Here is a 17,494-nt window from a genome sequence, read left to right on the forward strand (position 1 = left end):
GGTGAGGAGGGCCGGCGCGGGGACGCGGCGCGACGCGGGGCTGGTGGACCCGGGACGGCGGACCGGACGCGCCCCGTGGCCGGGACGCCGTACGGGGCCGTGCGCGGCCGGCGGGCCGTCAGCCGTCGAAGCGGCGGCGCGCCTCCTCGATGTGGCCGAGGTACCGGTGGGTCCAGCCGCACATGGCGTCGACCGTGGCGCGCAGACCCCGGCCCGGTTCGGTGAGGGTGTACTCGACCCGCGGCGGCACGGTGGGGTGCACCTTCCGGTCGACCAGGCCGTTGCGCTCCAGCATGCGCAGGTTCTGGGTGAGCATCTTGTGGCTGACGCCCTCGACCTCGTCGCGCAGCTCGCTGAAGCGCAGGGTGCGTTCGCCGAGCGCCTCGATGATCAGGAGCGCCCACTTGTTGGCGACGTCCGAGAAGATCTCCCGCGCCAGGGAGTCCGCGCGCCTCAGGTCGGCGTCCTCGGGCAGGCCCTTGAGCAGCTGTTTGGTCACCATCAGGTTCCTCAGTCACCGAAAAGTGCGTTCTTCCAGGTCAGCGATCACTCTCCTACAGTTCCCGAGTAACCACAAGAGAGCGTTTCGGACCAGAGGGGCGAACACCATGGCCACCATCGACGTCTTCCACTACGGCGTGCCGGCCGAGAGCGACTTCGGCTACTCCCAGGCGATCAGGTCCGGCGACCTGGTCCACGTCTCCGGGCAGCTCGCGCTCGACGGGGCGGGCGAGTTCCGCCACGCGGACGACTTCGCCGCCCAGCTCGAGCGGACCCACGCCAACATGGACAAGGTCCTGGACCACTACGGGGCCACCCGCAACCAGATCGTCTCGCAGGTCCTGTACGTGGTGGACCTGCGGCGGAACGCCGCGGCGACGGCGCAGGGCAACCTGGCGTACTTCGGCGACCACCACCCGGTCAGCACGGTCCTCGGCGTCACCGAACTGACCTTCCCCGGCCAGGTCGTCGAGATCGGCTTCGTCGTCGATATGAGGCTGCCCGCCTGAGCCCGCCCGCGGCGCGAGGCCCGTCCCGCGGGCGGTCGCGGGACGGGCCGCCCCCTTCACGGACCAGGGCCGGGACCGGGCACTGAGCTGAGATGATCACCGGAGGAGTGATCGAGGGGGGCGCGTGTCCACGTTCTTTCTGTTCGTCGGTTCGCTGATGGCGCTGGTGCTCGGGGCGGCGGGGGCGGTGGCCCTGGTGACCGGCCGGATCGTGCTGCCCTGGTTCCGCGGCGGTGTGAGCCGTCCCGGGCTGTGGGGCGCCGGTGCGCTGCTGCTGGCCGGAGGGCTCGCGGCCACGCGCTCCATGCCGTTCGGGGGCAACATGCCGCTCATTCTGGTCGGTCTCTCCCTGATGGCGGTCTCGCAGTGCGTCGAGGAGCCCCGGCGGGCACGCCCCCGCCGGACCGCGAGGCCGCGAACCGTCCGGAAGTGATCTCCGGGAGGGGAACCGGCCCGAGGCACGCGGAGGCCCGGCAGTCCGTCCCGCCGTGGAGCCGGCTCCGCACCCCCGGCCGGTGACCCGCCGCTCGCGTCGCGGCGGTGCGCTCCGCCGGAGCCGAGGGGGCGTCGGTCGCCGGGAGCAGGTCCCGCGCCTCAGGCGCGTTCCACGCCTGCTGGGTAGGGTCGGCCCTCATGGAGACCACAGGAACCGTTCGTCGCCGGACGGCGGAGCGCGTACGCGACACCCTGGAGCGGCTCGCCACCGAGCGGGACGCATGGGTGTCGACGGCTCACCCCGAGCACGGGCCGCACCAGGTGCCGCTGTGGTTCCTGTGGGACGGGCGGGCCGTGTGGATGTGCACCGGCGCCACTTCCGTGACCGCGCGGAACGTCCGCGCGGAGCCGCGCGTGCGCCTGGCGCTGCCGGACACCTTCGACGTGGTGCTCCTCCAGGGCGAGGCGGAGTGCTTCCCGGACCGGGAGGTGCCCGCGGGCGCGGCGGAGGCGTTCGCCGACAAGTTCGGGTGGGATCCGCGCGGGGAAGAGGGTCCCTTCCTGTACGTACGCGTGGTCCCGAGGACCGTGCGCGCTTGGCGCGGCGAGCCGGAACTGCGCGGGAGGGTCGTCATGCGCGACGGCGTGTGGCTGGGATGACGGCCGTCCCCCGCCGACGCGCCTCTCCCGGCCCCCTCTCATGAGAAGAGAAATCCAGCCGAATAAGCAGGCGGATTCCGCGAACAAGGCATCAGGAAGTGAAGGTCGCCCCTTTCCGGCAACCGGATGGGAAATTCTCGGTACTCTTCTCGCCGGCTGAACTCACACGACCGCACGCCGCGTCCCACGTGCGGGGAGGAGAGGGCGACAGGCGGTGCGTGAGGTCTCGGTTCCCGTGAAGTGGCCGCACTGGCCTGCCCGTTGAGGCTCATCCGGGATCATGCCCCATGTGGCGTTGATCTGGCCGACGAGCATGGCGTCCGATTGGTGTGGGAATGCTGAAAATTCATCCGGGTGTGATGCGGGCAGTCGGTGGGAAAGGGGTGAACCTCCGGTGAATGGTCCGTGCAAGGGCCCTGAGTGCCCTGTGTAGGATGAGTCACGCCACAGGCCCTGCCGAGGCGATCGTGGCCATGATTCATTGCGCCAGGAACGCACGGCTCCTTGCATTTCCGCACCCGCTCAGAAAGGGCCCGTTGTGGCGACGACCCCCCGCACGCGGAGAGCGTTAGCGGCTCTCGCGGTATCTGCTCCGGCAGCATGCGCGACGACGCCCGGCGTGGCCCGCGCCGGCGACGACAGTGCCGTGCCGACTGCGGCTGGCGGTGAAGTGCCCCCCGTCATCGAGGACTTCCGTCATCCGGGTGCCGCCGGGATCGAGACGAAGCCCGCCCTCCTCACCCTCGAGGTTCCCGAGGCGTACGGCATCCGGACCGCGGCCGACCCGGTCAGGCCCGCGATCCGGGAGGATGACGGCACGACGACCGTCGTCGACGCCCCCGCCGGCGATTTCACCGGGTACGACGAGTCCGGCGCCTTAGGCGACCCCGCGGCGCCCGTCGCGCTTCGTGTCACCGGCCGGCACCGGTCCTGCCCGGTGCCGGCCGGCGCAGCGTCCCCCGGCCCGCCCCGGAAGGGCCCGGCCACTGCGCGGCCGTGCCGGGCGGCGGCCGTCGTCGCGTGACCGGGGGCGTCTTCCGGCTGTTGACGAGGCCGACGTCACAGGGCCGACGTGCCCCGTGTCATCCCCGCTCGCCCCGAGCGGATGGGCGACGGCAGCGGGATCGAGGTCGGTGCCGAGCGGTCCCCTGCTTCTCACGGGAAGCGAGGGAGGGTCCCGGCCGGGCGCGGCCCGCCCGGCCGCCACGGGACATCGACCACCCACGACCGTCCGGAGCACGCCCGGAGCCCTGTCCAGGCGCTCCCCCGAACCGGTCGGGGAGCCGGTGTCCCCCCGCCTCCGGCGGACCATCGGGCGACCGTGACGGACCGCTGCTCACGTCGCCTTCCCACCCGTACGATCAACCGAAGAAGGAAGTACGTTGCCCCCTAGAGGAATCCACACCCGGCAGGTGCGCGGCGCCCTGACCGCCGGCCTCGTCCTGGCGGCCGCCGCCGGCCTGCTCACCGCGGCGCCGGCCGCGCAGGCGGTCTCCGGCGAGCCCGCGGCCGCGGGCGACCATGCCTTCACCGCCCGGCTCCACATCGGCGAGGGCGACACCATGCGCGGCTGCTCCGCCGCGCTGGTGCACCAGCAGTGGCTGCTGACCGCCACGAGTTGCTTCGCCACCACCCCGGGGGACGAGGTCAAGCCGGGCAAGCCCGCGCTGAAGTCCACGGCGACCCTGGGCCGGCAGACCCTCGACGTCGTCGAGGTGGTCCCGCGCGACGACCGGGACGTGGCCATGGTCCGGCTCGCCGAGCCCGTCACCACGGTCGAGCCGGTGGAACTGGCCGCCGACGCCCCCGAGGCGGGCGAGACCCTGCTCGGTGCCGGATTCGGGCGGACCCGCACCGAGTGGGTCCCGGACCGGTTGCACACCGGTGAGTTCCGGGTGGACTCCACCACCGACACCACCGTGGCGCTGACCGGTCAGGACGGGGTGTCCGTCTGCAAGGGCGACACCGGTGGCCCGGCCCTGCGCCGCGAGGACGGCCGGGTCGAACTGACCGCCGTCCACAGCCGTTCCTGGCAGGGCGGGTGCCTCGGCGAGACGGAGACCCGGACCGGCGCGGTGGACGCCAGGGTCGACGGCCTGGCGGACTGGGTGAAGGACGTCCGCAACCGCGACCGGAGCCACTTCGCCGACATCGACGGCGACGGCAAGGCCGACCTGGTCGTCCTCCGCTCGAACGGCGACATCGCGGTCCACCGCAACCAGGGTGACACCTTCGCCCCGGGCCGGGTCATGTCCGGCGGCTGGGGCCTCTTCGTGACCTGGAAGGACCTGGGCCGGCTGTACTTCGCCGACGTCAACGGCGACCGCAGGGCCGACCTGATCGTCCACACCAACGACGGCAACGTCGCCGTCCGCACCAACCGCGGCACCTACTGGGACCAGGGCACGCACTGGTCCGGCGGCTGGGGCCGCTTCATCGACGGCAGTGACCTGGGCCGGCTGTACTTCGCGGACGTCAACGGCGACGGCAGGGCCGACCTGATCGTCCACACCAAGGACGGCAACGTCGCCGTCCGCACCAACCAGGGCACCTACTGGGACCAGGGCACGCACTGGTCCGGCGGCTGGAGCCGCTTCGTGACCTGGAAGGACCTGGGCCGGCTGTACTTCGCCGACGTCAACGGCGACCGCAGGGCCGACCTGATCGTCCACACCAACGACGGCGACATCGCCGTCCGCACCAACCGCGGCACCTACTGGGACCAGGGCACGCACTGGTCCGGCGGCTGGGGCCGCTTCATCGACGGCAGTGACCTGGGCACCCTCGAGTTCGGTGACGCCGGCGGCGACGGCAGGGCCGACCTGTTCGTCCACACCAAGGACGGCAGGGTCGCGGTCCGCACCAACCACGGCACCTACTGGGACCAGGGCAAGTTCATGATCACTCTCTGACCGTGATCACTCTCTGACGCCGTGACTCCGTGAGGTGGCGAACGACCGACTCCTCCGTCCGGTGGTCCGTCCTTCCGGCGCCCGGCCGTTCGCGCACACAGGCCGTTCGCGAACGGCCGGGTCGCACGCGGACCGCTGTGCGGACGCGCGGGTCGTCCACGGCTGTTCGAACAAGTCGGCCGGTGGCCGAGAGGCGGGGCAGGGGAATGACGGGTATCAGCCGGCGGGGCCTGCTGCGCGGGGGCGTGGTGGCCGGGGCCGTCACGGCGATGGGGCCCGCGGCACCGGCGGCCGGAGCCGGTGCCGCGGGCATCGATCCGTCCGCTGTGGGCGAGGCGGTTCACGTCCGGGCTCTGCGCAAGGCGTTGGACGACGCGGCGGCGGGCGTGGTGGGCCCGTACGGCGTCGACGACGAGGGCCGGATCATCGGCCGGCCGGCCACGGCCCCGCAGGCCGGAGATCAGCCACGGGTGCCCGGGCCGTCGCGATCGAGTGCCGCCCGGATCAGGCCGAGCCACTCCGTGCCCGGCCCGCGCCCGTCGGGGAGTTGGTCGTCCCGGTCCCAGCGCCACGTCGTGACCATCGCCAGCACGAGGAGCCGGCACTCGCGCAGCAAGTCCTGATCGACACCCGGACAGTGCGCGCCGACTTCTTCGGGCGCGTGGGCGAGGTCGAATTCGACGGGCCCACGGCAACACGTCCTCACCGCTTCCGGTCGCTGACGGCCGCGGCGATCGTCACCGCGACGCCGACGAGGAGCGGCAGGGCCATCGCCGCGAGGAGCCACGGGGAGACGTCCGGGTCCGGCGTGGAGCGCCAGAGGATCCCGCAGCCCGCGAGGAAGGAGACGCCGATGCAGGTGTTGAACAGCAGCAGGGCGCGTGCGACCCGGCGTGCCGAGGCGCGGCTGCCGGGCCTGTTGAGGAGGGACGAACCCGCCCGGGCGGAGGCGGCGTTCGACAGTTCGTCGTGCGGTGTCACGCGCAGGGTCGTCTCCGCGCAGCCGACCATCAGCACCGTCACCCCCGCGTACAGGAAGACCAGCAGGAACGCGCTGCCGATCGACTTGTCCGTCCAGGCGTCCACTCCGCCGGCCCCGATGTGCTGCGGTATCCGCGCCGGCAGGTGCGGGTAACGGAACGCGCCCCAGGCCGCCAGCACGAGGAGCAGGACGGCGTTGGGGAGCAGCCACGGCCGGAAGGAGGAGGAGAACACCATGGGGTCGATCCTCCGACGGGAGCCCGGGAAGGGGAAGGGCCCGGTGTCACGCCGTGCGGGTGTCCCGCGACGGTACGGACAGCAACGCGGTCCAGGTCTCCGGGGCGACGGCGAGGTGCGGGGAGTCCGGGGAGCCGGGGGAGGGCGGGCGCCGGCTGCTGCTCGTGGCCGGGCCGGCGGACGCGTGGGGCGTGGGGGAGCGGGACCCGGGGAAGGCCGTGTGGTGCGTGTTCGCTACGCCGCTCGCACCGCTTGCGCGACCGCCGAGATCGTCTCCGGGCCCACCCGGCAGCAGCCTCCGATCAACCGCGCCCCGGACTCCCGCCACCGGGTGACCCGCCCGGCGGTGAAGGTCGGCCGGCCGGTCCACGCCCGCGCCCCGGCGTCCCAGGTCTCGCCGCTGTTGGGGTAGACCACGACCGGTTTGCCGGTGACGCGGGCGGCGAGGGCGACGGCCCGGTCGGCGTCCTCGGGGGCGCAGCAGTTCACACCGACGGCGATCACCTCGTCCGCGTCGGCGGCGAGCGCGAAGGCCTCCTCCAGCGGCTGTCCGGCGCGGGTGCGGCCGCCGGCCGCCGAGTAGGACAGCCAGGCCGGGACGCCGAGGCCGCGCAGCGCCCGCAGCAGGGCCTCGGCCTCGTCGGTGTCGGGGACCGTCTCCAGGGCGAGCGCGTCGGGGCGGGCGGCGGCCAGGACCTCCATGCGGGGGCGGTGGAAGCGCTCCAGTTCGGCGACGGTGAGCCCGTAGCGGCCCCGGTACTCGGAGCCGTCGGCGAGCATCGCCCCGTAGGGGCCGACGGAGGCCGCCACCCACCGCGGACGGCGCGGCGCACGCGTCCGCCGGGCCGCCTCGCGGGCGCACTCCACGCTCAGGGCGAGCAGCCCGGCCGCCCGCTCGCGGCCGATGCCGCGCCGGGCGAAGCCCTCGAAGGTGGCCTGGTAGCTCGCGGTGATCGCCACGTCCGCGCCCGCCTCGAAGTAGGCGAGGTGCGCCGCGGTCACCGCCCCGGGGTCCTCGGCGAGCAGCCGTGCCGACCACAGCGCGTCGCCGAGGTCGTGCCCGGCCGAGGCGAGCTGGTTGGACAGGCCGCCGTCGAGGACGACCGTGCCGCCCGCGAGGGCGTCGGCGAGGCCGGAGGGGGTGCCGCTGCTCATACGGACGACGCTAGCCGACGCCCTCCCGCGACGGCCGGGCCCGCTCCCGCAGCGCGCCCGCGCCACGGGGCTGGGATGCTGGGAGGGGGCACAGCCGTGGCCGGGAGAACCCGGAAGGACCCGGAAGAACAGGGACGGTGAGTGTCATGACGGACCTCGAAGGGGACGGGCCGTCGTCGGCGGGCCCCGTGGCCGACCCGCAGGGGGACCCGTTCCTGCACACCCGGTTCGCCGTGCCCGCGAGACCGGTGACGTTCCTGCGGCGGGAGCGGCTGACCGGGCACCTCGACGAGGCCCTCCGGACGCCGCTGACCATGGTCAACGGCGCCGCGGGCGCGGGGAAGACCCTGCTGGTGGCGGACTGGGCGGAGACCCGCGGCGGGCCGGCCGTCGCCTGGCTCACCACCGACGCGGCCGGGCAGGGGCCCGGGATGTTCTGGGCGTACCTGCTGCGGGCCCTGAGCGCCGCCGGCGTCACCCTGCCCGAGGACATCGGCTCCCCGGCGGACGCGAACCGGGTGACCCCGGCCCTGCTGGCCCGGCTCGCCGCCGGGCTGGGCGCCCGCGAGCGGCCCGTGGTCGTGGTGCTCGACGAGTACGACCGGGTCACCGCGCCGGAGGTCGCGGAGCAGCTGGAGTTCGTGCTGCACCACGCCGGGCGGGGGCTGCGGCTGGTCCTCGTCACCCGGACCGAGCCGCTGCTGCCCCTGCACCGTCACCGTGCCGCCGGCGACCTGACGGAGATCAGGGGCGCGGAACTGGCCTTCACGCCCGGGGAGGCGGCCGGACTGCTGGAGCTGCACGGGCTGCGGCTGCCCCCGGCCGCCGTGCGCGCGCTCGTGGAGCGCACCCGGGGGTGGGCCGCCGGGCTGCGGCTGTGCGCCCTGGCGGCCCGGCAGAGCCCGGATCCGGAGCGGTACCTCAAGGAGTTCGAGGCCGATCACAGCACGATCGCCGACTACCTGCTGGCGGAGGTGCTCAGACGGCAGGACGACGAGACGCAGGACCTGTTGCTGCGGGTCAGCCTGCTCGACCGGTTCCGCCCCGAGCTCGCCGACGTGCTCACGCGCCGGTCCGACGCCGGCGCCGTCCTGGCCCGGCTCAGTCGCGGGAACGCGTTCGTCGAGTACCTCGGGCACGACCAGTACCGCCTCCACCCCTTGTTCCGGGAGATCCTCCGGGCCCACCTGCGGATGCGGCGGCCCGGCCTGGAACCCGAGCTGCACCGGCGGGCCGCCGAGTGGCTGCGGCGGTCCGGGTCCCTCGCCGAGGCGCTCGGGCACGGCGCCGCCGCCGGTGACTGGGAGTTCACCACCGGTGCCCTGGTGGACGACCTCGCCATCGGCCAGTTCTTCGCCGGTCCGCGCTCCGGCGCGGTGAGCGAACTGTTCTCCCGCATGGGACAGGACACCACGAGCCCCGCCGCGCACCTGGTGCGGGCGGCCCGCGAACTGTCCCGGAGCGGGGACGGCGGGGGCCGCGTCCACCTGCACCGCGCGGAACGACGCCTGACGGACTACGACGCCACCGCGCAGGTCACCGCGCAGGCCACGGCGGACCGGGCGGCGGCCGGGCTGAGCCGCGCCCTGCTGGAGGCCCTGGCCGCCCGGCTGGCCGGCTCGCCGGGCCGGGCGGAGGACGCGGTGCGGGCCGCCGGGGAACTGCGGGAGGCCGTGCCCGACCGGCTGCTGGACCGGCACCCCGAACTCACCGCCCTCCTGCTGGACCACCTGGGATCGGCGCGACTGTGGGCCGGGCGCTTCGAGGAGGCCCGGGAGGCCCTGTCCGCCGTGGCCGGCGTCGAGGCGGGAGCGGCGACGGCCCTCCCGCGCGAGGACTCCCTCGCACGCCTCGCCCTGATCGACTGCCTGGACGGCTGGCTCGGCAGGGCGGAGCGCACGGCGCGGGCGGCCCTCGCCGAGACGGAGCGGTTCGGTCTGCCCCGGCCGTCCGGTTCCGGAGTGGAACGGCTGGTCCTGGCCGCCGTCGCCGTGGAGCGCGACGAGCTGGAGCAGGCGCGGGCCCTGCTCGACGCGTCGGCCGAGGCGCACCCCGCGCTGCGGGACCCGGTGCTCGATGCGGGACGCGCCCTCGTCGCCGCGCGCCTGCACCTGGCGCGCGGCGATCCGCGGGCCGCGCTCGCGGCCGTGGAACCGGAGGTGCCGGCCGACGTCGCCTCGCCCTGGGCCCGGGAGCAGGCCACGCTCGTCGCGGCCGCCGCGCACCTGTCCGAGGGCCGGACGGAGACGGCCGCCGCGCTGCTGCGGCGGCTGCCCGGCGACCGGGCCGCGTGCGCGGTGGGAGCCGCGCGCGTCCAGCTCGCCGCCGGCCGGCCCGCCGAGGCGGTGCGCCTGCTCGACCGCGCGCGCCCGGAAGGGCGCTGCGGTCCGGCGGTGACCGTCCGGGCCGCGCTGGTCCGCGCACAGGCCGCGGACCGGCACGGGGACACCGCGGCCTCGCACCGGCTGGTGGCGCGGGCGCTGCTGGAGGCACGCCGGGAACGGCTGCGGCGGCCCTTCCGTGAGGCCGAGCCGTGGATCCGGCCCCTCCTGGACACGGCGTCGCTGCGCGGCCTGACGAACGGGTGGCTCGTGCCCGGCGGTGGGCCGGCGCGGCCCGCGCACCGGCCGCCGCCCGTCGTGGAGGAGCTGAGCGGGCGCGAGCACGACGTCCTGCGGCGCCTGGCCCTGGCGATGTCCACCGAGGAGATCGCCGCCGACCTGTACGTGTCGGTGAACACGGTCAAGACGCACCTGAAGAGCCTCTACCGGAAACTGTCGGTCGGCCGGCGCAACGAGGCGGTGCGCCGCGCCCGCGAGCTGGGCCTCCTGTGACGGCGGGACGGCGGGCCCGCCGGCGACTCGCCCGTGGTGGGTGAGGCGCGCACCGGACTCCCCCGGTGTGCTGGGGACGGCGGCCGGTCGGCTCCGGCCGCCGCCCGGCCGGACCCACCGGGGTCCCGGTCCGACCCTGCGAGGTGGACACCGTGACGCACTGGCGGGCGCTGATCGTCCTGGGGACCGCCCAGTTCCTGATGGTCCTCGACACGTCCGTCATGAACGTCTCCATCAGCCGGCTGGTCGACGACTTCGACACCGAGGTCACCGCCATCCAGGCCGTCATCACGCTGTACGCGCTGGTCATGGCGGCATTCATGATCATCGGAGGGCGGCTGGGGGACATCCTCGGGCGGCGCCGCCTCTTCCTCGGCGGTCTCGTCGTCTACGCCGTGGGTTCGGCCCTGACCGCCCTCGCGCCCACCCTGTGGGTGCTGGTGCTGGGCTGGTCGGTCATCGAGGGACTCGGCGCCGCGATGGTGCTGCCCGCCATGGCGGCGCTCGTCGCCGAGTCCTACCGGGGCCGGGACCGGGCCGTCGCGTACGGCGTCGTCGGCGGGCTGGCCGGGGCCGGCATCGCCGTCGGCCCGCTGCTGGGCGGCTGGGTGACGACGTACCTCACCTGGCGGCTGGTCTTCGCCGGGGAGGTCGTGGTCGTGCTGGCCGTCCTGCTGCTCCGGCACGCGATCGCGGAGGCGCCGAGGACCGGACGGCGTCCCCGGCTGGACGGCGTCGGCGCCGCCCTCTCGGCGGCGGGCCTGGCGCTCGGGGTGCTCGGTGTCCTGCAGAGCGGCACGTGGGGGTGGGTGCGGCCGCGCAACCCGCCCTTCACCGTCCTCGGTTTCGCGCCGACGCTGTTCGTGGTCGGCGCCGGGGTGGCCGTCCTCGAGGTCTTCCGCTGGTGGGAGCGGCGCCGGGACGAGCGCGGCGACGACCCGCTGGTGCACCTGTCCCTGCTGGGCCGGCCCGCGCTGCGCTCCGGCCTGATGTCGCTGGTGAGCCAGAACCTCATCCTGCTGGGCCTGTTCTTCACCATCCCCCTGTACCTGCAGGTGGTGCAGGGGTTCGACGCCTTCCGGACGGGGCTCAGACTGCTCCCGGTGTCCGTCACCATGCTGGTGACCTCCCTGGGCGCGGCCCGGCTCGGGCGCCTGGCCGGACCGCGCCGGATCGTCCGGCTGGCCCTGGTCACCGTGGCCGCGGCCGTCGTGTGGCTGCTGGCCACCGTCGACCCGGTCGTCGACGACGCGCAGTTCGCCGGGGCGATGGCCCTGCTCGGCGTGGGCATGGGCCTGTTCGCCTCGCAGCTCGGCAACGTCGTCCAGTCCAGCGCGGGCGAGGAGGAGCGCAGCGAGGTCGGCGGGCTCCAGTACACCGCGCAGAACCTGGGCTCCGCCCTGGGGACCGCGCTCATCGGCTCCCTGCTCATCGGCTCCCTGGCCCACGCCTTCACCACGCACGTGGAGGACGACGCCCGGCTGTCGCAGGAGGCCCGGCAGCAGGTCGGGGTCGCCCTGGAGGCCGGGGTCACCTTCGTGCCCACCGACCAGGTGCGCTCGGCGGCCGTCCGCGCCGGACTGCCGCCGGCCGAGGTGGACGCCGTGACGGACTCCTACGCGTCGGCGCAGCTCGACGGCCTGAAGGCGGCGATCCTCGCCACCGGCGGGATCACCCTCGCGAGTTTCCTGGTCACCCCGCACCTGCCGGGCCGGCAGCCGGAGCGCCCCCGGCGGTCCGGGCCCGGGTCCGGCACGCCCGCGGACCCGTCCCGTCCGGTCCGCTGAACCGGAGGAGGCCGTGATGGACCGCACCGGGCGCGCGGCGGCCGGCCGCGCCGCACGGACCGCCGAGCGCCGCGCCCACGCCGACTTCACGGGCGGTGTCTACGGATCGATGCTCGCCGCCTCGGTGATCGTCGGGGCCGGCACGCTCGGCTCGTTCCCACGGGTGGAACTGGTGCTGCTGCTGTTGCTCACCGGTCTGGTGTTCTGGATCGCCCACGTGCACGCGCAGCTGTTCGGGGCACGGCTGGCGCAGCGGAGCCCGGACCGGCGCGTGGTGCTGCACGTGTGCCGCGACGAATGGCCGATCGTCAAGGCGGCCGTCCCCCCGGCGGCCGCCGTGGCCGCGAGCCCCGTGCTGGGCCTCGGCCTGCAGGGCGCCCTGTGGCTCGCGCTGTCCGTCGCCGTGGCCGGGCAGGTGGGCTGGTCGGTGGCCGCGGCCCGCCGGGCGGGCGCCTCCTGGCGCCTGATGGCCGCGTCCGCCTCGGTGAACCTGCTGCTCGGCCTGGTGATCGTCTCGTTCAAGTTCTGGCTGAAGCACTGAGCCCGTCCGAGCTCCGGCCGAGGCGCCGGGCCGGGACGGGGGCACCGGCACGCCCGCGGGGCGGCCTCTCACCTGTACGGGGTGAGCCGGACCGCCGCGGGGCGGCGGACGATCGCAGGGTACGGGCGTGGCCCGCCGGTCCCAGGCCCCCCGGGGAGCAGCTCATGCGCTACGAGATCCGCGTCGACGGGCACCTCTCGGAACCGCTGATCAGGGTTTTCCCGGAACTCGACCACGTGGTGGTGTCCGGTCAGACCCTGCTGTTCGGGCATGTCGTCGACGAGGCGCACCTGTACGGGCTGCTGGCCCGCTGCCAGTCCCTGGGCCTGCGGGTCCTGGAGATGCGCCAGCTGCCGGAATGACCCACGGGCCGCCGGAACGACCCGCGCGCGAGGGACGGCGGGTCACGGCTCCCCGGCCCGCAGCCGGCCGGACCGGACGGCGGCGCCCAACGCCTCGAAGTCCCGCTCGTTGCGGTCCGCGTAGTCCTGGGCGAACCCGGTGAGCGCCCGGTCGAAGCGGTCGCCGCGGCCCAGGTAGGCGGCGATGGCGACGGGGTCGCCGGAACGGGCGTGGGCCCGTGCCAGACTCGCCCCGCACAGCCGCGCGAACAGCCGGAGCAGGCCCGGGTCCATGGTCTCCGGGCGGGCGATGCCCTTCCAGTCGCGCAGCTGCCGCACGTAGAAGTCGCGGGGGCGCCCGTCGAGGCCCACGGCGTGCGTCCAGCCCAGCAGGATGTCGCTGGTCGTCTGGATCAGCCGCTGCCCCGCCACCACACGGCGGCCCTGGTTGTCGTAGGGCTGCCCGCCCGTGTGGGGGGCGAGCACCGACTCCTGCGCCTCCTTGGCCTGCAGCAGCAGGGGATCGTCGTCGTCCCGGCCGAGCAGCAGCACGATCCAGCAGCGCGTGCCGACACTGCCGACGCCCACCACCTTCCGGGCCACGTCGGCCAGGTGGTACTGCCGCAGCAGGTGGCGGCGCTCCGACGACAGGGAGCGCGCGTAGCCGTCCAGGACCCCGCGCAGGGCCTCCTCCTCGGCCGAGGGGTCGTCCAGCAGGTCACCGAGCGGGGTGACCAGCGGCGGGTCCGGGGCGATGCGCCGCCCGCCGGCCGTGGCGCGGGTGAGCTTCGCGAAGGCCTGCAGGTGCGTGCGGGTCCGGGCACGGGCCGCCGCCCCGGCGGTACGGCGCCGGGCCTCGCGGTCCATCGAGGAGGCCATGAGCTCCCGCAGCCGGTCGGCGTCGTCCTGCGCGTACCAGACGTCCAGGGTGCGCATCCCGGCGAACTCCCGCATGCGCCGGCGGTACGCCGTCACGCACGTGCGCACCGCCTCGTTCTGCGCCTCGACCGGGAAGCCGTTCGCCCGGGCGGCGATGGCGAAGCTGGCCGCCAGCCGCTTGACGTCCCACTCGAAGGGACCGGCGAGGGTCTCGTCGAAGTCGTTGATGTCGAAGACGAGATGACGTTCCGGAGAGGCCAGCAGCCGGAAGTTGAGCAGGTGGGCGTCCCCGCACAGCTGCACGGTCAGACCGGTGTCCGGGAGCGGCCCGAGGTCCGCCGCCATGATCGCCGCCGCTCCCCGGTAGAAACGGAAGGGCGACTCCAGCATCCGGCCGTAGCGGACCGGCACCAGCTCGGGCAGCCGGGTCGCCGACTGCCGCTCGAGCACGTCGACGGGGTCGGGCCGCCCCGGGGCCGCCTCGAACCCGCCGTGGGACGACCGCGGGGCGCGGCCCCGCGCGTTCCTGCCGCGGTTGGCCCGCTCGGCCGGGGACGGGGAGGTGCTGAACGGACTCGGTGCGGCCATCGCTGCCTCCCGCCCGTGCCCCGCACGACGACTTCCTCGCGGCCCATCCCACCGCGCCCGCGCCGCGACGGGATCACCCACGGCGGGTGATCCCGTCGCCGCGGGCCGGGCGGGACGCTGATCCGGCGGGGTGCCGCACGCCACCGTGCGGTTCCGTACGCAGCGCGCGAGGAGGAGCCATGGCCGTGACGCGTGGTCCGGCGGCCGCCGCCGGACCGGGGCACCCGCCCGACGGTACCGCCCCCGGACCGCCCGGAGGCCCCGCCGAGCCCCTGGCGGCCCTCGGACGCTCGTGGAAGTGGATCCTCGGCGCCGCCGTCGCCACCTTCGCACCGGGCGTCGTCGTCCTGGTGTGGCCGGAGGCCACCCTGCACGTCCTCGCGGTGTTCATCGGCCTGTACCTGCTGGTGACCGGGGCGTTCCGGTTCGTCGGCGCCTTCGGGAGGGAGGACCAGGGCGAGCGGCTGCCCGGACTCCTGCTGGCGGTGCTGTGCGTCCTGGCCGGGGTGCTCTGCCTGCGCAACCCGCTGCAGACCGTCACCGCCCTCTCCCTGATCGTCGGGGTGGTCTGGCTGGCGTCCGGGATGCTCACCCTCTTCACGGCTCTCGCCGCGCGGGACCTGCCCCACCGCGGGGTCGTCCTCGGCGCCGCGGTGCTCGCCGTGGTCGCGGGGATCGTCGTGCTGGCCCTGCCCGCCGAGTCGGCGCGGGCACTGACCCGGCTGCTCGGCCTCTGGCTCGTCCTGCTCGGGCTCATGGAGGCGGCCGTCGCCCTGGCCTGGCGGGCCGCGCTGCGCGGGGCGGGCATCGGGGGCGCGGCCCGCCGGCCCGCGGGGACCGGCTGAGCGGGGACCGGCTGAGACGCCGGTCGCGTACGCCGTCTCACCCGCCCCGGGTGAGGCGACGGGCCCGGACCGGGCGCACGGTGGGGACGGCACCCCCGACAGGCACGCCGGGACACGGGCCCGGAACGGAGGGCCCGGGACGGAGGAGAGACATGAGTGGGACGACGTACCTCGCGTACGACTATCCGCTGCTGAGCGCCTTCTGGACCATGCTGCTGTTCTTCCTGTGGATCACGTGGTTCATCCTGCTCTTCCGGATCGTCCTCGACATCTTCCGCGACGACGACCTGAGCGGCTGGGCCAAGGCCGGCTGGCTGGTGTTCACGATCGTCCTGCCCTTCCTCGGCGTCTTCGTCTACGTGATCGCCCGCGGCAAGAACATGGGCCGCCGCGAGGTCGCGCAGGCGCGCGCGCAGCAGGAGGCGGTCGACAGCTACATCCGGGAGACCGCCAAGGGCGCCGGCGGGCGGCCCAGCAGCGTCGACGAACTGGCCCGGCTGTCCGAGATACGGGCCCACGGCGACATCACGGACGACGAGTTCCGCAGGGCGAAGGAACTGGTCCTGAGCGGTCACGGCGCCACGGGGAGCCCGGGGCCCCTCGCCTCCTCCGCCGGGCGCTGACCCACGACACCGAATCGAGGCACCGGGATGACAGCGACACACCCGACACACGGCGCACGCGGCGCGCACGCCCCGTCGGCCAAGCGGCAGTGGGCCGAGGGCCTGACGGTCTTCGCCGCCGTCACGCTCATGATCACGGGGGTGCTCGACATCCTCCGCGGCGTCATGGGCATCGCCGAGGACGACGTCTTCGTCACGACGCAGGACTACGTCTTCAAGTTCGACCTCACCGCCTGGGGCTGGACCCACCTGGCGCTCGGTGCGCTCGCGGTGCTCGTCGGTCTGAGCCTGGTCCGGGGAGCGATGTGGGCCCGCGTCGCCGGCGTGGTGATCGCCGGACTCCTCGTCATCGCCAACTTCCTCTCCCTGCCGTACTACCCGGTCTGGTCCGTGGTGATGATCGCCTTCTCCGGGTTCATCATCTGGGCGCTGTGCGCGCCGCGTTCCGGCACCGGCACCGGCACCGGTTCCTGAGACCCGGGCCATGGCGCGGGAGGACCGGCCGCCGCGCCGCTCCGGGGCGGCGGCCGGCCGCGGGAGCGCGGCGTGGGCGCGACTGGCCCTCCTCGCCCTGGCGGCGGCCGCCCTGGTCCCGCTGGTGGCCGCCGGTCCGCGCGGCGTGCTCTGGGTGCTGCCCGGCCTCGCCGGACTGGCCCTCGCGGCCGTCGGACTGTGGTGGACGCTCGCCCACGCCGGGACGGTGCGGACGCTCGGAGCGGTGCTGTGCGGGGCGGCTCCCCTGGCCGTCCTGGCGCTGTACGCCGCGGGCGGGATGCTGGCTCCGGCCGCGCTGTCCCTGGGGCTGTGGCTGCTGGCCGTGAGCGCGGCGCGGGGGGCGGTGGCCCCGGAGCGCGCGGGCCCCGGGCCCGGCCCCGCCCCGCCGCCGCGCCGCCCCTGGGCGCTGATGAACCCGCGCTCGGGCGGCGGCAAGGTGGCACGCTTCCGGCTCGTGGACCGGGCGCGGTCGGCGGGCGCCCGCGTGACCGTGCTCGGCACCGGGCACCAGGACGTGGCCGGTCTGGCCGAGGACGCCGTGCGCGAGGGGGCCGATCTGCTGGCGGTGGCCGGCGGGGACGGCACCCAGGCCCTGGTGGCCGAGGTGGCCTCCCGGCACGACGTGCCGTTCCTGGTGATCCCGGCCGGCACCCGCAACCACTTCGCGCTCGACCTCGGCCTCGACCGGGACGATCCGGCGAAGGCCCTCGACGCCCTGACGGACGGCGTCGAACTCCGCGTCGACCTCGGGTACGCCGCCGACCGGGTGTTCGTCAACAACGCCTCCTTCGGCACGTACGCGGCGGTCGTGGGCGAATCCACGTACCGGGAGGAGAAGCGGCAGACCGCGCTCCGGATGCTGCCGGGGCTGCTGTCCGGCCCGCGGGCGCCCCGGCTGCGGGTGCGGGCCGGCGGAACGCGCGCCGACGGACTGCAGGCGCTGCTCGTCAGCAACAACCCCTACCTGCGGGCGGTCGACGCGGCCCACCCGGGACGCCGGGAGCGGCTGGACTCCGGACGGCTCGGGGTGCTGGGGGTGCGGATCGAGGGCGCGGCGCGGGCCGCCGGGCTGGCGCGCGGCCCGCGCGCGGACGGTCTGCCGCGACTCACCGCAAGGGAGGTGGGCGTGGAGGAAAACGCGCCGAACTTCCCGGACGGTGTTGACGGGGAG

16 protein-coding genes and 2 pseudogenes are annotated in these 17,494 nt (G+C 75.0%); 13 read left to right on the forward strand and 5 right to left on the reverse strand.

The features are described from left to right. Positions 1 to 118: 118 nt before the first annotated feature. A complete protein-coding gene (locus ACZ56B_RS00105; RefSeq protein ID WP_468784676.1) occupies positions 119 to 502 on the reverse strand; it encodes a winged helix-turn-helix transcriptional regulator in 384 nt (127 codons plus the stop codon). 106 nt (positions 503 to 608) lie between these two features. On the opposite strand from ACZ56B_RS00105, the gene ACZ56B_RS00110 reads away from it, so the two are divergent. The 5 genes and pseudogenes from ACZ56B_RS00110 to ACZ56B_RS00130 all read left to right on the forward strand — a co-directional run. Continuing rightward, a complete protein-coding gene (locus tag ACZ56B_RS00110) occupies positions 609 to 1,010 on the forward strand; it encodes a RidA family protein (RefSeq protein ID WP_468784677.1) in 402 nt (133 codons plus the stop codon). 124 nt (positions 1,011 to 1,134) lie between these two features. Beyond that, entirely contained in the window at positions 1,135 to 1,443 is a 309-nt protein-coding gene (locus ACZ56B_RS00115; protein WP_468784678.1) for a hypothetical protein, read from the forward strand. Positions 1,444 to 1,643: 200 nt separating this feature from the next. Further along, on the forward strand, positions 1,644 to 2,105 hold the full coding sequence (locus tag ACZ56B_RS00120) for a pyridoxamine 5'-phosphate oxidase family protein (RefSeq protein WP_468784679.1): 462 nt from the start codon (positions 1,644 to 1,646) through the stop codon (positions 2,103 to 2,105). A 646-nt stretch (positions 2,106 to 2,751) separates the two neighbouring features. After that, the gene (locus tag ACZ56B_RS00125) at positions 2,752 to 3,129 is read left to right on the forward strand and encodes a hypothetical protein (protein ID WP_468784680.1); all 378 of its coding nucleotides are present in this window, start codon (positions 2,752 to 2,754) and stop codon (positions 3,127 to 3,129) included. 355 nt (positions 3,130 to 3,484) lie between these two features. Beyond that, positions 3,485 to 5,017, forward strand: a pseudogene (locus ACZ56B_RS00130) (FG-GAP-like repeat-containing protein); the annotation flags it as partial. A gap of 460 nt (positions 5,018 to 5,477) precedes the next feature. Here ACZ56B_RS00130 and ACZ56B_RS00135 read toward each other — a convergent pair. From ACZ56B_RS00135 to mmuM, 3 genes and pseudogenes are all read right to left on the reverse strand, one after another. Then, positions 5,478 to 5,723, reverse strand: a pseudogene (locus ACZ56B_RS00135) (aminoglycoside phosphotransferase family protein); the annotation flags it as partial. Further along, entirely contained in the window at positions 5,720 to 6,235 is a 516-nt protein-coding gene (locus ACZ56B_RS00140; protein ID WP_468784681.1) for a DUF1648 domain-containing protein, read from the reverse strand. The pseudogene ACZ56B_RS00135 and the gene ACZ56B_RS00140, both read right to left, overlap by 4 nt. A 234-nt stretch (positions 6,236 to 6,469) precedes the next feature. Then, positions 6,470 to 7,390, reverse strand: a complete 921-nt coding sequence (gene mmuM, locus ACZ56B_RS00145; RefSeq protein ID WP_468784682.1) for a homocysteine S-methyltransferase — start codon at positions 7,388 to 7,390, stop codon at positions 6,470 to 6,472. A 146-nt stretch (positions 7,391 to 7,536) separates the two neighbouring features. Between mmuM and ACZ56B_RS00150 the strand changes: the two genes are divergently transcribed. The 4 genes from ACZ56B_RS00150 to ACZ56B_RS00165 all read left to right on the forward strand — a co-directional run bounded on the left by ACZ56B_RS00150 (position 7,537) and on the right by ACZ56B_RS00165 (position 12,914). Beyond that, positions 7,537 to 10,224 carry a winged helix-turn-helix domain-containing protein gene (locus ACZ56B_RS00150; RefSeq protein WP_468784683.1) on the forward strand — a complete coding sequence of 896 codons (2,688 nt, stop codon included), beginning with the start codon at positions 7,537 to 7,539 and terminating at the stop codon, positions 10,222 to 10,224. A 152-nt stretch (positions 10,225 to 10,376) separates the two neighbouring features. Further along, positions 10,377 to 12,011, forward strand: a complete 1,635-nt coding sequence (locus ACZ56B_RS00155) for an MFS transporter (RefSeq protein WP_468784684.1) — start codon at positions 10,377 to 10,379, stop codon at positions 12,009 to 12,011. Between the two features lie 16 nt (positions 12,012 to 12,027). Further along, positions 12,028 to 12,552, forward strand: coding sequence for a hypothetical protein (locus ACZ56B_RS00160; RefSeq protein WP_468784685.1), 525 nt, complete (start codon positions 12,028 to 12,030; stop codon positions 12,550 to 12,552). A 164-nt stretch (positions 12,553 to 12,716) separates the two neighbouring features. Next, positions 12,717 to 12,914, forward strand: a complete 198-nt coding sequence (locus tag ACZ56B_RS00165) for a hypothetical protein (protein WP_468784686.1) — start codon at positions 12,717 to 12,719, stop codon at positions 12,912 to 12,914. Between the two features lie 42 nt (positions 12,915 to 12,956). On the opposite strand, the gene ACZ56B_RS00170 is transcribed toward ACZ56B_RS00165, so the two are convergent. Next, positions 12,957 to 14,360, reverse strand: coding sequence for a DUF2252 domain-containing protein (locus tag ACZ56B_RS00170; protein WP_468784687.1), 1,404 nt, complete (start codon positions 14,358 to 14,360; stop codon positions 12,957 to 12,959). Positions 14,361 to 14,539: 179 nt separating this feature from the next. Here ACZ56B_RS00170 and ACZ56B_RS00175 point away from each other — a divergent pair, with 179 nt between their 5' ends. The 4 genes from ACZ56B_RS00175 to ACZ56B_RS00190 form a co-directional block, all read left to right on the forward strand. Then, on the forward strand, positions 14,540 to 15,205 hold the full coding sequence (locus ACZ56B_RS00175) for an HdeD family acid-resistance protein (protein WP_468784688.1): 666 nt from the start codon (positions 14,540 to 14,542) through the stop codon (positions 15,203 to 15,205). Between the two features lie 152 nt (positions 15,206 to 15,357). Continuing rightward, positions 15,358 to 15,828 (forward strand): SHOCT domain-containing protein, encoded by a 471-nt coding sequence (locus ACZ56B_RS00180; protein WP_468784689.1) that lies wholly within the window; start codon positions 15,358 to 15,360, stop codon positions 15,826 to 15,828. A gap of 27 nt (positions 15,829 to 15,855) precedes the next feature. Beyond that, positions 15,856 to 16,302: a DUF7144 family membrane protein gene (locus tag ACZ56B_RS00185; RefSeq protein ID WP_468784690.1), complete on the forward strand. Its 447-nt coding sequence runs from the start codon at positions 15,856 to 15,858 to the stop codon at positions 16,300 to 16,302. Positions 16,303 to 16,312: 10 nt separating this feature from the next. Then, positions 16,313 to 17,494 (forward strand): diacylglycerol/lipid kinase family protein (locus ACZ56B_RS00190; RefSeq protein ID WP_468784691.1); only part of this gene is annotated, 1,182 nt, incomplete at its 3' end.

This window comes from Streptomyces sp. NPDC034670 (assembly GCF_055574875.1).

Excerpts from the sequence above, each read along its gene's own strand:
- ACZ56B_RS00110 (WP_468784677.1), top strand. The coding sequence starts at position 609 with ATGGCCACCATCGACGTCTTCCACTACGGCGTGCCGGCCGAGAGCGAC.
- ACZ56B_RS00150 (WP_468784683.1), top strand. The coding sequence starts at position 7,537 with ATGACGGACCTCGAAGGGGACGGGCCGTCGTCGGCGGGCCCCGTGGCC.
- ACZ56B_RS00175 (WP_468784688.1), top strand. The coding sequence starts at position 14,540 with ATGGCCGTGACGCGTGGTCCGGCGGCCGCCGCCGGACCGGGGCACCCG.
- mmuM (WP_468784682.1), bottom strand. The coding sequence starts at position 7,390 with ATGAGCAGCGGCACCCCCTCCGGCCTCGCCGACGCCCTCGCGGGCGGC.
- ACZ56B_RS00160 (WP_468784685.1), top strand. The coding sequence starts at position 12,028 with ATGGACCGCACCGGGCGCGCGGCGGCCGGCCGCGCCGCACGGACCGCC.
- ACZ56B_RS00185 (WP_468784690.1), top strand. The coding sequence starts at position 15,856 with ATGACAGCGACACACCCGACACACGGCGCACGCGGCGCGCACGCCCCG.
- ACZ56B_RS00170 (WP_468784687.1), bottom strand. The coding sequence starts at position 14,360 with ATGGCCGCACCGAGTCCGTTCAGCACCTCCCCGTCCCCGGCCGAGCGG.
- ACZ56B_RS00180 (WP_468784689.1), top strand. The coding sequence starts at position 15,358 with ATGAGTGGGACGACGTACCTCGCGTACGACTATCCGCTGCTGAGCGCC.
- ACZ56B_RS00165 (WP_468784686.1), top strand. The coding sequence starts at position 12,717 with ATGCGCTACGAGATCCGCGTCGACGGGCACCTCTCGGAACCGCTGATC.
- ACZ56B_RS00105 (WP_468784676.1), bottom strand. The coding sequence starts at position 502 with ATGGTGACCAAACAGCTGCTCAAGGGCCTGCCCGAGGACGCCGACCTG.
- ACZ56B_RS00140 (WP_468784681.1), bottom strand. The coding sequence starts at position 6,235 with ATGGTGTTCTCCTCCTCCTTCCGGCCGTGGCTGCTCCCCAACGCCGTC.
- ACZ56B_RS00120 (WP_468784679.1), top strand. The coding sequence starts at position 1,644 with ATGGAGACCACAGGAACCGTTCGTCGCCGGACGGCGGAGCGCGTACGC.